Source organism: Mucilaginibacter aureus (assembly GCF_053514885.1).
Map to the genome: position 1 here is coordinate 37,797 of NZ_CP170601.1, position 14,840 is coordinate 52,636.

A 14,840-nucleotide genomic window follows, 5' to 3' on the forward strand; every position below is an offset into this window, starting at 1 on the left:
ATAGCTACCGTCAGCAAGCCGCAATAATCCAAATAGTGTACCCGCATTAAGCCAATAATTAATATATTTAGCCTTGATGAAGAAACTGCTTTGCTACCTGCTTCCTTTTTTATTGTTTACAGCCTGCCGCACAGATACCTCCAACTCACATAAAACAGTTTACAATATTAACCTCGACGAAGGCCTTACCTCGCTCGATCCGGCTTTTAGCCGCAACCAATTTGCCATATGGATGGCCAATCAGGTATTTAACGGTTTGGTACAGATTGATGACAGCCTGAACATACAACCTTGTGTAGCCAAAACCTGGAATATCTCGCCCGACGGTACTTTATATATCTTTCATTTACGCAGCGATGTATATTTTCATGATGATCCGCATTTTAAGGGGGGTATTGGCCGCAAAGCCGTAGCTGCCGATTTTGTATATAGCTTTTCACGATTGATAGATCCTAAAGTAGCCTCGTCGGGATCGTGGATATTTAGCGATAAGATAACAGGCAAAGAAGCTTTTACCGCTCCGGATGACAGCACATTTACCATCAGGCTCACCAAGCCCTTCCCGCCGCTCATCAGTATGCTTACCGCTCAATATTGCTCGGTTGTGCCTAAAGAGGTGGTTGAGTTTTATGGGAAAGATTTTCGCGATCACCCCATTGGCACCGGGCCTTTTAAGTTTAAATTCTGGAAGGAAGGCGAAGAACTGGTACTGCTGAAAAACGAAAAATATTGGGAAAAGGATACCCTGGGAAAAGCACTACCTTATCTGGATGCCGTTCGGGCAACGTTTATTAATGATAAACAAACGGCTTTCATGGAATTCCTGAAAAAGAATCTTGACTTTTTTAATGGTGTTGATGGCAGCTATCGCGACGATATCCTAACCAAAACCGGCCGTATCACCAAAAAATACCAGGGCAAGTTCCAGTTCATCAGCCGACCGTATCTATGCACCGAATACCTGGGTATGTTGATTGACAGCACGTTGCCTATTGTAAAATCATCACCATTAAGGTTTAAAAAAGTGAGGCAGGCCATAAATTACGCTATTGATAAACAAAAAATGATCAAGTATCTGCGCAACAGCATCGGCACACCGGGTTATTCGGGTTTTGTACCTATGGGGATGCCCGGTTATAATAAAAACGAGGTGCATGGCTATCAATATGATCCTGAAAAGGCCCGGCGTTTATTAGCCGAAGCGGGTTTCCCGAATGGTAATAACCTGCCCGAAATATTGTTAAGCGCCACCACCACCACCCGCGACCTGATCGAATACATACAAGGCGAATTGGGCAAGGTTGGCATCAAAACGCGTGTTGAGGTAACCCAAGGCGCCAGCTTACGCGAACTGATCTCGAAAAACGGCGTCAACTTTTTCCGCGGAACCTGGATAGCCGATTACCCCGATGGCGAGAATTACCTGTCGGTATTTTACTCTAAAAACAAGATCCCTTTCGGCCCAAATTATACCGGGTTTAACAATGCAGCGTTTGATGCCTTGTTTCAAAAGGCATATACTGCAACCAATAACGAAGAACGCTTTAAATTATACCGGCAGATGGATAACCTGGTAATGGAACAGGCCCCGGTTGTGGTGTTATATTACGATAAGCTGGTTAACATGTACCAAAATAACATCAGCGGATACGGGGTAAATGCCCAGAATTTGATGGTGCTGAAGAGGGTTAAGAAGTCTTGAGTCCGGAGTTCTGAGTCCGGAGTCTGAAAGATTTTATCGAATACTTAGCCAACACAGTAGAAAACAGAAATGCCCAACCTTTCGGCCGGGCATTTCTGACTAATATTATTATCGTCTTTCGGACTTTTCCGACTTCCGGACTTTCGGACTAACCAAAGAGACTACCTTCCCGACGGACCGTTACTACCGCCGTCTTGTTTCAGGTCATCATTGTTAACACCTTTTTTCTTTTGTTGGGTAGGATCCTGCGGGCTGCTGAATTTGATCTTACCAAAGTTATAGCTAAATGATACACCGAACGAACGGAAAGGGAACTCGGTATTACTGAATTGGGTATAACCCTGGCCCTTGCTGCTGCTGTTAAATGCTTTGTTTTCGGTAAACGGATCAAATGTATTTACGCCTAAACTTGCCTTTTTATTCCAGAACTCTTTTTTAACACCTATTATCCATAAACTGAATGATGGTGTAGTGCCCTGGATGGTACGTTTAGGGGTGTTTATTATCACGAATGATTCTGCCGCCCACCCATGATCCAGATTAACCGAAGCGCTTACAAATGCGTTAAGAGATAAATAGGTACCATCTTGCGATGCATCGGCAGTGTAACCACCTTGCGGATTTGGATTATAAGTATAAGCATTGATACTGCCGCGCAGGGTAAGTACCTTGATCGGATTAACTGATCCGAAAAGGCTGGTACCGATAGAGTTGTTATAGCCAATATTCTGATACTGGGTTATCGTCCTGTCGTTAGTAGGGGCAGTATTAGCTATCGCTTCTATCAGGTTACTGGTATGTTTAAAATAGATCGAAGCGTTTATTACCGAAGCGCCGATATAAGTAGAGTAGTTAAACTCGCCCGATTGTGTGATCTCGGGCTGTAACTGCGGGTTACCTACTGTGATAGCCGTGTTGTTGGTTGTATTAACATAAGGGTTTAAGTAAGTTAAACTTGGCCTTTGTATACGCTTGGTGTATGTTAATTTATAAGTTGAATTTTTAATGGTTTTTGATACGGCCAATGTAGGTATAAATACATTGTAGCTGTTATCAAACGATTGTAAACCACCTACCGCGCTATAAGGATCGCCGTGGATCTGTGTATTTTCTAAACGCGAACCTACCTGTAACGAATAACTTTTAGGTAAGGTAAAGGTAGCCACCGCATAACCGGCATAGATATTCTGGTTATAATCATAGCTGTTTGACAGCAGGGGGCTATATACAAAGCCGTTCGGATCGGCATCGGTATTTACATTATTTGATGTGCCTGTGTACGTATCAAACACGCTTGTTATCCTGCGGATAATTGTTTTACCACCGGCCTCAAATTTAAATTTGTCGGTAACCGGATAGGTGTAGTCAGCCTGCAATGTGTACTCGTTGTTTGCACCATTGTTTTTTGAACGCATGTCCTTGAAAGCCGTGGTTGAGTAAAGCGATGTTGAATTAAAATCAGTGATACCATGGCTCCATTCGCCTGCAATATCTATCTGATGGCCCTCTTTTTTAAACTTATGCACATAATCATTATTCCAGTCAAAGCCTCCAAAAGTTGTCTGACTGTTGATCTTCGACTCATAATTGAGGATATGGCCCACGCTATCGCGCACCGAATTGGAGTGACCATCAAGTTTAAAACCACCCTGGTTAAACGAGATATCAGAGCTAAAACTGTTAAAGCTGTTGATATCATAACTTAACGAACCTGATCCGCGCATACCATAACGGGTTATCTTGCTCGAGCTATTTGAATGTGTATAGTTATTTGCATCAAAATCTAAACCCGATACTGTAGTGCTGGTTTGCGGCCATGTAAAGTTACCGCCAAAGTTGCCGGTAATGCTTAAACGGTTTTGATTGATGTTGAGATTGGCGTTACCATTATTTTGACGGGTACCCACACCACCGCTTACAGAACCACTTATACCTGATATATTTTTCTTTTTGGTAACGATATTAATGATACCTGCCGAACCTTCAGCATCGTACTTTGCTGAGGGCGAGGTGATCACCTCAACATTTTTGATCTGATCGGCAGGGATAGATTTCAACACATCGGCCAGGTTATTAGCCATAGCGCCTGATGGTTTACCGTTGATCAATACTTTTACGTTTTGATCGCCACGTAACGATACATTACCATTGATGTCTACGTTTACCAATGGCACTTTACGCAGCACATCGGCGGCGTTTCCACCGGTTGAAGTGATATCTTTTTCGGCATTAAATACAATTTTATCAACCTTGGTTTCAATAACCGGGCCCGAACTGTTAATGTTTACCGCGTTAAGCGTTTTACCTGCCGGAGCCACAATAATGGTCCCCATGTTAAAATCTGGTTTCTCAGGTGTGGTGATAACCGGATCGATAGTTTTAGCCGGATAACCGATAAAAGTTACGGTAACTTTATATTTACCGATCTTCATATCATTCAGCTTAAAATTTCCTTTTTCGTCGGTTAAAACACCGTTCAACGGCACTTTACCCCCACTGCGGAAGATAGCTATCGTGGCGTAATCCAGCGGTTTTTTGGTTAGCGAGTCCACCACCGTACCCGATATTTTGCCAACCACGGTGGAGCCGCCTCCCAATTGTGCCCTGGCCGATATCGCGATACAAATTATTGCAATCAGTATATAAAAACGTTTCATTATTGTTTCTTTTTGTAGTTGGAGGCGAAAATACCCGAATTGTTACAAGTATTTGCTTATAAATTTACAATTATGTTTTGATTGATACATTTTTCTTGCCGAAGTGTTAAATATCCTATCTTTAACCATGCAAACCGCATCCATCACAAACGCAGTGGGTAATACCCCGCTGGTAAAACTGCAAAATATTGTTCCGGCAGGGTGTGCCGACATTTATGTAAAGTTGGAGTACTTTAATCCAACCGGTGCTTATAAAGACCGTATGGCACTGGCTATTATTGAGGGTGCCGAGAAACGAGGAGAACTACGCCCAGGTATGACGGTTATTGAATGTACCGCCGGCGGTACCGGCCTGGCCATGGCTTTGGTTTGTACGGCCAAAGGCTATCCATTTAAAGCGATCACATCCGACGCGTTTGCCAAAGAAAAACGTGAAAGCCTGCGGATATTTGGTGCCGAAGTGGAATTGATACCGAGTGAAGGCGGAAAGATCACTCCCGACCTGGTTCCGCGCATGATTGAACACACCCGGAAACTGAGCGAAGACCCTACTTATTACTGGACCAAACAGTTTGAAAATACCGATGCCTTAACGGGGTATAACAACATCGGCCGCGAAATACAGGCACAATTGAATGGCCCCGTACACGTATTTTGTGCTGCCCTGGGTACTGCAGGTATGATAACCGGCACATCGCAGGTATTAAAGCAGGCTAATCCCGAAACCCGTATCATTGCGCTCGAGCCTGAATCTGCACCTTTACTAAGCAGGGGCGTAAAGGGCACACATACGGTTGATGGTATTGCTTCGGGCTTTATACCACCCTTATTACAATATTGTGATTACAGCGAGGCTCAAACAGTTAATGAAGCCGAGGCCCGTAAAATGGCGCGGCTGCTTGCCGCTAAAGAAGGTATACTGGGCGGAACATCAACCGGACTGAACGTTTATGCCGCCATACGCATTGGCCAACAGCTTGGCCCGGGCCACAACGTAGTTACCGTAGCCTGCGATTCGGGCATGAAATATATGTCGGGTGGGTTATTCGATGAAGCCCCCTAACTCCCTAAAGGGGGAATAACAAATCTCAATCACCGCTGCTTTTGGCTGCTTCGCCTTTGGTGTATTCTTTTTTCCAAAGGTCAACATCGGCATCGTTATGCTGCGCCTTGCCCGGCGTGCTGCGGCCTTCGTCCACATATTTTTGAAGCAGGGCAGTTAGATTTTTTACAATATCGGGGTGTTGTGCCTGCACATTGTTTTCCTCTTTAATATCCTTCGAAAGATCATACAACTGCACGGCAGGCATATTCTGCTTAAACGCATCCGCATTTTTAGGGCTCTCCCACCCGCCAGATCCCGGGCACAGTTCCAGTTTCCAGTTGCCCTGGCGGATGGCAAAGTAACCATCGATCGAGTGGTTTACTATCGCATCTCTGATCACTGTTTTGCCCGATGTTTGCGTTAAATAAGGCAAAATATTATAGCTATCCTCGGCGGCGTTTTCAGGCAGTTTTTTACCCATTATAGCAGCAGTAGTGGCCATAAAATCGCCAAGGCAAACCGTTTTATCGCAGGTGCTGCCTGCGGCAACTTTACCCGGCCAGCGCACAATGAAAGGGATACGGTGCCCACCTTCCCAGATGTCCGATTTGTAGCCCCGGTAACCCATACTTGGCATATGTCCCTGCGCTTCTACATTAAATGTTTTCAATACATAAGGCGCAAAGCCATTATCGCTTGCAAACATCACAATCGTGTTTTTATCAATGTGGTTAGCTTCTAAAGCCCTCATCAGCTCGCCTACGGCCCAATCAGTCTCTTCTACGTAATCGCCGTAATCGGTAACACCGCTTTTGCCTTTAAATGCTGCGCCTGGCACAATAGGCGTATGCGGCGATGGCAGGGTGAAGTATAAAAAGAATGGTTTGCCCGCTTTACTTTTATCGCCAATATATTTAACAGCCCTGGCCGTAAAATCAGGAACGCAGTTAACTGCTTCAAAATTTGGTTCGGCCGGGCCTTCGCGACCCCATTTTTTTGTTGCTGTAGGCAAACCTATGGTATGGTTATTTTCGATATAGATAAACGGCGGCATATCCAGCGAGGCTGATATTCCATAAAAATAATCGAAACCACGGCTGTTAGGGCCGTTGGTTATGTTTTTGGTATAATCAATATCGGGCTTGGCACCTGGTTTAAGCACATCCCAGCCCAAACCCAAATGCCATTTGCCAATGCAGGCCGTAGTATAGCCGTTTTGCTGCAGGTATTTAGCTACTGTTAAACGCGAAGAATCGATCAGCGGGGTATCGTACCCGTTTAAAACACCTTTGGCCAGTCTGCTGCGCCAGGCGTAACGGCCCGTTAGTATGCTGTAGCGCGACGGGGTACACACTGCCGACGATGAATGTACATCCGTAAAACCCATACCCTGTGATGCCAACCTGTCGATATTGGGTGTGGCGATCTTACCGGCTGGATTAAAATATTTTACATCGCCAATGCCCAGATCATCCGAAAGGATATAAATGATGTTCGGTTTTTCGGCATTGCTTTTTTGCGCTTGCGCTGATGCAATAGCTAAGAATGAAAGAGCTGCCGAAAAGCAAATAGTTTTGGTTAAGTAACTATAAAATGCGGGCATAGTTGGTTATACTGTTGGTTAAGTGCAATTACGCTAAAATGAAATTTTGTTTACTTTAACATATTGGCTAAACAGTAAACTATTTTCACATCAGTTTATTAACAATATAAGGTTACTTATTTGCATGCCATGTGGTGTTTGTATATTTGACTTTTATATCATGAATTTAAACCACATTAATTTAAGTTTAACCGATGTTGCTGCAGCACGCAGCTTTTTTGAAACCTACTTCGATTTTAAATGTACCGATGTTAAACCCAACGATACCTTATCAGTACTAACAGGCGAAAATGGTTTTGTTTTGGTACTGATGCATGAGCGCCTCAATCAGGATGGCAATCATACCTATCCGGATGCTTTTCATATAGGGTTTTATTTAGATGATGAAACAGCCGTGATGGCAATGTTTGAACGCCTGAAAAACGGTGGCATAGGCGTGGAGCAACACCCTCAAAAAATACGAAAGACCTTTGGCTTTTATTTTAAGTTTCAAAACATACTGATCGAGATAAGCTGCGAGCTTACAGCAAGCGAAACTTCGATGTAAAACATTATATTTACCATCCAAACTAAAAGAATGAAGAAGTTTTTTGCAACGGCAGCATTAATGCTGGTATCGGTAATGTTTATTTCGTGGGGCGATAAGGGCCATAGTGCTATTGGGTTAATCGCTCAAAATCATTTGAGCTCCAAAGCACAGGCAGCCGTTAAAAAAATTATCGGCAGCGATAACCTTGCCGATGTTGCTAACTATGCCGATGAAATTAAAAGCGATGCAAACCTGCGTTATACAACTCCCTGGCATTTTGCCGACCTGCCATCGGGATATACCTTCGAACAATTTGCCGCTGCATTAAAAGCTTTGGATAAGGGCAATGTTTATAACGCCATTTTAAGCTGCGAACACGACCTGACCGATGCATCAAAGGGGCGCGTGCAAAAAGCGTTTGCTTTAAAACTGCTGGTTCATTTTGTTGGCGATTGCCATCAGCCTATGCACATAGGCCACGCAGAAGACCGTGGGGGCAACAGCATCAGTATTAAATTTTTAGGCGAAAGCGGTAATTTACATGGCCTTTGGGATTATATGCTGATCGATCATGAAAACATGAATTATAAGCAAATGGCTGCGAAGTACGATACGGCCACGCCCGAACAAATTAAGCAGTGGCAAAACGATTCGGTGCTCAAATGGATGTACGAATCGTATGTAATTACCAACGAGCTTTACAAAGAGGCAGCCGAGAATCCTGATCTTAAACAGGATTATTATGACGACCATATTGAACTGCTGCATCAGCGCATCCTTAAAGCGGGTATCCGTTTGGCGGGTGTTTTAAACAGGATATACGATAGTGGCGAATAGGCGATCAGTTACCTCCGCGGTATCTGATTATTTTCCCCGTGTCAGTCTTCAACTTAATTTTACTGGTGTCGGGTTTGATTTTATTGGTATCCAGCTTTGTGCCTTTTTTCATATAAATTTCAACTACGCCGTTATCAGCCTTGCTACCATATTTGGCTGTAGCCGAAATCCCTTTTAATACCTGTATCGACTCTATATCCCGCGGGTTTATATTGGGGGCGGCAATACTCGTTCGGTATATTTCTTTTTTGTTTTTAAACAAAATATACATGGGCGGCGGCAAAAGTGAACTTCGGCTTGGGGCGCATATCCTGATATTCTGCCCTTTGACAGGCTCGCCCGTTGTTTGCGCTATTGCTGCGCCGTATACAAATATTGATATAATGACGGCAAAAAGTACTTTCATTGGGTTGCGATTGGTTATATAAAGCTACGTCTATTTCTGCATTTATCATCGGTGAGATCAAAATCAATAATCGGTGTAATCCCTTTAAGTAATATTCAGGTTACACTATACAATTTTCAGGACGGCACAGGATGATTATCCTTTACGCTTGTTATACTTTTAATTATTGTTTGATAACATCTATCAGCAATAGCTAACCATTATCCTAAAAAACAAAAAATGTCGTTGCGAGCAACAATACTATTGGCTATTGGTGTATCCTGTATTCAGCTGTCATCTGCGCAAAGCAACTGGCAAAAAATTACCATGCCGGGTTTGGCCGAGGTAACATCCAATTTCAAAAACCCGCCATCACAATACAGCTCAACTGTTACCTGGGGGTGGGATGGCAACATGACGCGCGAGGTTATCAGCCGCGATCTGGATAAACTGTATGGTTTCGGGTTTCGGGCCGTAACTATCGAGGCCGGGTATAACATGGCCGGTAAATATTTAAGTGAGGCCTGGTTTCAGTCGGTAAAAACAGCTGTGGAAGAAGCTAAAAAACGCGGCATGCATATCTGGATCATCGACGAAGGCAAATACCCAAGTGGCTTTGCCGGAGGCAAGTTTAGCGAAGAGCATCCTGAACTGCGTATGCAGGCGCTAACCATAGCTGCACGCATCCATGCCAATGCAAGCGAAACCATAGATCGTGATATTGCTGATGCGGTAGCTGCCATCGCGGTAAACGCAACCGATAAAACCAGCCGGGATATTGAAGTAAAAAATGGTAAGATCCATTTTACGGCGCCTGCCGGAAGCTGGGATATTACCATTGTACAGCATCAGTTTAAAACATCGCCAACGCGATCGGCCAATAACCCAACCAGTGGTAAGGATGGCAGCGCTTCGCTGATCGATTATCTTAACCCGGATGCGACCAAACAGTTTTTAGCTTATACCGAAGAACAGTATAAAAAATACATGGGGAACGAGTTTGGTAAAACCATTCTGGGTTTCCGTGGCGATGAGCCGGCTTTTTCGTACACGCCATGGTCGCCTAAACTGCCCGAAATATTTAAACAAAAAAAGGGATATGATATTGAGCCTTACCTGGCTTCGTTTTTCATTAAGGAGCCATCGCAGGAGCAGGTAAGGGCCAAAGCCGATTTTTACGATGTATGGTCGGACATGTTTGCCGAAAACTATTTTAAGCCACAGGGCGATTGGTGCAGGGCCAATGGCGTTGAATATATAGTGCACCTGGATAAAGACGACGATATGCAGCCTTTTGTGCGCAGCGGCGGCGACTTTTTTAAAGACATGAAAGATGTACAGATACCGGGCATCGACGTGATCTGGCACCAGATAGGTTGGGATACGGTGGCTAATTTCCCCAAGTTCGCTTCATCCGTATCGCACATTTATAACAAACCACGCGCCTTAAGCGAGAGCTTTGCGGCTTACCGCCCCAAACTGGATGACGAACACGCCAAATGGATACTTGACCACCAAATGGTACGTGGCATTAACCTGTTCGAAATGATGTTCGCAGGTTCGTCAGCGGCAAGCGGCACAACAAGAGTACAGGCTTATATGGACGAGCCGGGGTTTGCCGACCTGGTAAAATACACCAACCGCGCCTGCTACCTGCTGAGCGTTGGCAGGCCGGCAACACAAGTGGCGGTTTACCTGCCAACCACAAGCTTATGGATGGGCGACACCAAAGCCAACAAAAGCGAAATAGCTGTAGCCGAACAGCTTTTAAACACTCAGCACGATTTTGATTTTGTAAGCGAAAAAGCCCTGGAAACAGATCTGGAACTGGAAAAAGGCGAATTTAAAACCGTATCGGGTACAACATACAAAACCGTGATCATACCCGCCACAACGGTAATGAGCGAAAACGTTATCCACCGTATCAGGGCGTTTGCTAAAGATGGTGGCCAGGTTATTTTTATGGATAACCTACCCGAAATATTAACAAAAGGCTCGTTTTTAAAGGCATATAATGCAACCCACGGCCCTACAGATTACAAGTGGTGCCGTTTACAGGTTGGCCCAACCGATTTTGCCAACATCACCAATTTTGATGTTAAGCTGCAAAAGCCCGAACCCGCTATCAAGTATATACACCGGGTGCTCAAAGATGCCGATATCTATTTCTTTTTTAACGAAAGCGATAAAGAGCAAAACAACATGGCCAGCATTTTAGGTACAGGCTTTGTGCGCACCTGGGACGCCCTGACGGGAGAGATAAAAAACGAAATGGCCTTTAAACAAGGCGACCGTACCCATATTGAAATAAAATTAAAACCTCATGGAACAATGTTTTATGTGGTGAGTAAAAAGTGATGCGTGAAGTTTAAATATGCAGATGTGCAAATGAAAATAACCAAAGCGTAGTATAGGGAATGATAAACAACTTATATAAAGCATTTTTACTATCCCTATTCCTTTTACAAGGGATATGTGCCATGGCGCAGTTTAAACTGGATGCGCAGGGTTACAGCAGGCCGGTATTCACACAGCTGTACCGATCTGATAAAAAGCATTATTTGATAACCGATTTTGGTGCAGTTGGTGATGGTAAAACGATGAATACCATCGCCATACAAAAAACTATAGACCAATGCTCCGCAAAAGGTGGTGGTGTGGTTGAAATACCAGAAGGAATATTTGTAAGCGGCAGCATTTTCCTTAAAAAAGATGTGAACCTGCAGATAGATGCCAAAGGCGTTTTAAAAGGCTCGCTCAACCCGGATGATTACCCGCAGATACAAAGTAGTTTTGAAGGTGTTGACCGGATGTATACCGCGGCATTTATCAACGCGCAAAACCTGTCGCGTTTTATAGTTTACGGTGAGGGGACGATCGATGGTTCGGGCGAAGATTATATTGCGGTTTATCGTGCCATCACCACCAAACCTAAGCCGGGCAAACCGAGGCTCATCTGCTTCGATCATTGTACCAACTTTACCATATCTGGCCTGCAATTACATAACCAGGCGGTTTGGTGCCTGCATTTGTTTAAATGCACCGATGTAGTGGTTGCCGGCGTTACCATTACCGCCGAACACAATATCCCCAGCAGCGACGGGATAGACATCGACCAGTGTACACGCGTAATTGTTAACCATTGTGACATCGATGTAAACGACGATTGTATCTCGATAAAAGCCGGACGCGAAACCAATACCGTCCCCAATTTGCTTTGCCAGGATATCACCATCGAAAATACACGCTTTGGTTACGGGCACGGCGGCGTAGCCATGGGCAGCGAAACCTCGGGCGGGATTAAAAATGTATTGGTAAACAACTGCATTGCCGAAGCGGGCAACTGGGCGCCGGTGAGGTTCAAATCGCAGCAAAGCCGTGGCGGTGTGGTTGAACATATCGTTTTCAAAAATTTTGAGCTGAAGAATGTTACCCAGGCCTTCGAGATGAATATGAACTGGACAAGTTCGCACGGAGTACTCGCTCCGCCATCAAACCCTTTGCCGGTGGTTAAAGATGTGGAGCTGTATAATGTGCATGGTACAGCTAAGCGTGGCGGCAATTTGCAAGGGTTAAAAGGCAGCCCGATAACTAATGTTAAATTCACCAACTGTAAAATAGAAGCGCAAACGGGGTTACGCCTAAGTGAAATTAAAGATGTGGATTACAGCGGATTGAATTTGCTGATAAAAGAGGGGGAGAAGATTATTAATGTGCAGATGTGAAAATGTACAGATATGCAGATGAATTGAATAATTAAAACGTCATTGCGAGGCACGAAGCAATCCCAAATAGGCAGAGCGGCTCTGTAAGTCGGGGATTGCTTCGCTACCGCTCGCAATGACGTGGTAGAAAGAGAAAAGAACTAACCATGAATAAACTCAACAAACTATCAACTACCTTACTGGTATTGCTGGCAGCAGGCACGGCTTCGGCACAAAAAACAGACTTTAAATTTGAGCTGGGCTCGGGGAAGAAAGTTAAAGATGGGTATACATCAATAACCCCGGCAACTGTTTATGCCAAAGAGCTTGGCTACGGCCTCGACTTTGGCTACCCTGCCGATGCAGCAGACAACGGCGGCAAAGACCCGCTGAAAGCCAGTAACCTTACCGGCAGCAAACCCTTTTATTTTTCGGTAGATGTGCCCGAGGGCAACTACAAAGTAACCGTTACCCTGGGCGATGCCAAACAAGCCACGGTTACCTCGGTAAGGGCCGAATCGCGCCGGTTAATGCTGGAGAAAGTGGAAACCAAACCCGGCGAATTTGTGACTAAAACTTTCATCGTTAACATTCGCAAACCGCAAATTGAGGGTGGCGGCAAAGTTGGCTTAAAGGACCGTGAGCTAACCAAGCTGGATTGGGATGATAAACTGACGCTTGAATTTAACAACAGCCATCCGGCAGTTTCGGCAGTTGAAATAGCCAGGGCCGACGACCAGGTAACCGTTTACCTGGCCGGTAACAGCACCGTTGTTGACCAGGATGACGAGCCCTGGGCCAGCTGGGGGCAAATGATCCCGCGTTTTTTTAAGCCTGGTGTGGCTATAGCCGATCATGCCGAATCGGGCCTGACATTGGCCAGTTTCAAAGGTTCGCACCGTTTGGATAAAGTACTCAGCACGGCAAAACCCGGCGATTATCTGTTTATCGAGTTCGGCCATAACGACCAGAAAGAACGCGGCCCTAATGCCGGCGCATGGAAAGCCTATACCGAAAGTTTTAAATATTTTATTGAACAGGCCAAAGCAAAAGGGATGATACCGGTTGTGGTGACATCGACCAGTCGCCGTGCCTTTAGCGACACAACCGGTAAAGTGGTGAATACCTTGGGCGATTTCCCTGCTGCAGCGCGCAAGGTTGCCCAGGATGAGGGTGTAGCCATGATAGATGTTAATGCCATGACCGCCGATTTTTACAACGCACTGGGTAAAGAGGCATCAACCAAAGCATTTGTACATTACCCCGCAAATACCTGGCCGGGGCAAGGCAGCAAGCCATTGGCGGATAATACGCATTTTAACAATTATGGTGCCTACGAGATTGCCAAATGCGTGATAGAAGGTATCCGCACCAATCATTTGGGCTTAGAGAAATATTTGATCGATGCACCCAGGTTCGACCCGTCGCACCCCGATGATCCGAATACTTTTAACCTGCCGGTAAGCGCGCCAAGCCCGGTATTAAAGGCAGCAATGTTTGCCAAGCCGGACGGAAATTAAATAGTAGCAGTTATAAGTGGCAGTAGCAGTAAAAGAGAAGTACAAATGAAAAGGTTGATCACAAATAAATTACAACTTCTACTGCTCGTGCTACTGCCACTAATCACCAACGCCCAGGTATTGCGCAAACCCGTGCCCGACAAACTGGTTGTTTTAACTTTCGATGACGCAATTGTAAGCCAGTACACGGTAGTTGCACCCTTGCTCAAAAAATACGGTTTTGGTGCTACGTTTTTTGTATGCGAGTTCCCTACCCCGCCGTTTAGCGACAAAACCAAATACCTGAGCTGGGAGCAAATTGCCGCCCTCAACAAAATGGGTTTTGAGATTGGCAACCACACCAAAAACCATACACACGTTAACAAAATGGATAGCCTCCGTTTTGTGGCCGAGTTAAAATACATTGAGGATAAGTGCGCGCAATATCATATCCCTAAACCTGTAAGCTTTGCCTATCCTGGTTATGATGTTGGCCTCAGGGCTTTACCGGTTTTAAAAGCCGCCGGATATGTTTTTGCACGACAAGGTTTGAACCGTCCGTATGACCCGCTTACAGACAATCCGCTGCTGATGCCGGGCTTAACAACCACTGCCGATAACAGCAAGGATGTGTACGATATTTTACCTAAAGCCAACCACGGCAAAATAGTGGTATTAACCCTTCATGGTGTGCCGGATGAAGCGCACCCCTGGGTAAATACGCCGCCTGAATTGTTTGAGCAGTATCTCAGGTATTTAAAAGATAACCATTACAAAGTGATCGCCATGCGCGACCTGCAACAATATATCGACAAGGATAAGGCACTGGCCATTAAGCCTGTGTTTAACAAATAACCTATTATACTAACCTTACAGAAA

11 protein-coding genes are annotated in these 14,840 nt (G+C 44.9%); 8 read left to right on the plus strand and 3 right to left on the minus strand.

The window, feature by feature from the left end:
• Nucleotides 1–76: 76 nt before the first annotated feature.
• A complete protein-coding gene (locus tag ACFGVR_RS00120; RefSeq protein WP_448700249.1) occupies nt 77–1,702 on the plus strand; it encodes an ABC transporter substrate-binding protein in 1,626 nt (541 codons plus the stop codon).
• Nucleotides 1,703–1,863: 161 nt separating this feature from the next.
• On the opposite strand, the gene ACFGVR_RS00125 is transcribed toward ACFGVR_RS00120, so the two are convergent.
• Nucleotides 1,864–4,359 carry a TonB-dependent receptor domain-containing protein gene (locus ACFGVR_RS00125; RefSeq protein WP_448700250.1) on the minus strand — a complete coding sequence of 832 codons (2,496 nt, stop codon included), beginning with the start codon at nt 4,357–4,359 and terminating at the stop codon, nt 1,864–1,866.
• A 127-nt stretch (nt 4,360–4,486) separates the two neighbouring features.
• On the opposite strand from ACFGVR_RS00125, the gene ACFGVR_RS00130 reads away from it, so the two are divergent.
• Nucleotides 4,487–5,422 carry a PLP-dependent cysteine synthase family protein gene (locus ACFGVR_RS00130; protein WP_448700251.1) on the plus strand — a complete coding sequence of 312 codons (936 nt, stop codon included), beginning with the start codon at nt 4,487–4,489 and terminating at the stop codon, nt 5,420–5,422.
• A 25-nt stretch (nt 5,423–5,447) separates the two neighbouring features.
• Here the strand turns inward: ACFGVR_RS00130 and ACFGVR_RS00135 are convergent, their stop codons facing one another.
• Nucleotides 5,448–7,007, minus strand: coding sequence for a sulfatase family protein (locus ACFGVR_RS00135; RefSeq protein WP_448700253.1), 1,560 nt, complete (start codon nt 7,005–7,007; stop codon nt 5,448–5,450).
• Nucleotides 7,008–7,167: 160 nt separating this feature from the next.
• Here ACFGVR_RS00135 and ACFGVR_RS00140 point away from each other — a divergent pair, with 160 nt between their 5' ends.
• The gene (locus ACFGVR_RS00140) at nt 7,168–7,554 is read left to right on the plus strand and encodes a VOC family protein (protein WP_448700254.1); all 387 of its coding nucleotides are present in this window, start codon (nt 7,168–7,170) and stop codon (nt 7,552–7,554) included.
• A gap of 30 nt (nt 7,555–7,584) precedes the next feature.
• Nucleotides 7,585–8,373: a S1/P1 nuclease gene (locus ACFGVR_RS00145; RefSeq protein WP_448700255.1), complete on the plus strand. Its 789-nt coding sequence runs from the start codon at nt 7,585–7,587 to the stop codon at nt 8,371–8,373.
• Nucleotides 8,374–8,377: 4 nt separating this feature from the next.
• Here the strand turns inward: ACFGVR_RS00145 and ACFGVR_RS00150 are convergent, their stop codons facing one another.
• Nucleotides 8,378–8,779, minus strand: a complete 402-nt coding sequence (locus tag ACFGVR_RS00150; RefSeq protein ID WP_448700256.1) for a hypothetical protein — start codon at nt 8,777–8,779, stop codon at nt 8,378–8,380.
• A gap of 219 nt (nt 8,780–8,998) precedes the next feature.
• Between ACFGVR_RS00150 and ACFGVR_RS00155 the strand changes: the two genes are divergently transcribed.
• The 4 genes from ACFGVR_RS00155 to ACFGVR_RS00170 all read left to right on the plus strand — a co-directional run bounded on the left by ACFGVR_RS00155 (nt 8,999) and on the right by ACFGVR_RS00170 (nt 14,816).
• Nucleotides 8,999–11,116: a glycosyl hydrolase gene (locus ACFGVR_RS00155; protein WP_448700257.1), complete on the plus strand. Its 2,118-nt coding sequence runs from the start codon at nt 8,999–9,001 to the stop codon at nt 11,114–11,116.
• Between the two features lie 122 nt (nt 11,117–11,238).
• Complete coding sequence (locus tag ACFGVR_RS00160; RefSeq protein ID WP_448700258.1) at nt 11,239–12,483, plus strand: glycoside hydrolase family 28 protein; 1,245 nt, start codon at nt 11,239–11,241, stop codon at nt 12,481–12,483.
• A gap of 146 nt (nt 12,484–12,629) precedes the next feature.
• A complete protein-coding gene (locus tag ACFGVR_RS00165; RefSeq protein ID WP_448700259.1) occupies nt 12,630–13,982 on the plus strand; it encodes a rhamnogalacturonan acetylesterase in 1,353 nt (450 codons plus the stop codon).
• A gap of 87 nt (nt 13,983–14,069) precedes the next feature.
• A complete protein-coding gene (locus tag ACFGVR_RS00170) occupies nt 14,070–14,816 on the plus strand; it encodes a polysaccharide deacetylase family protein (RefSeq protein ID WP_448700261.1) in 747 nt (248 codons plus the stop codon).
• The last annotated feature ends 24 nt before the right edge of the window (nt 14,817–14,840 follow it).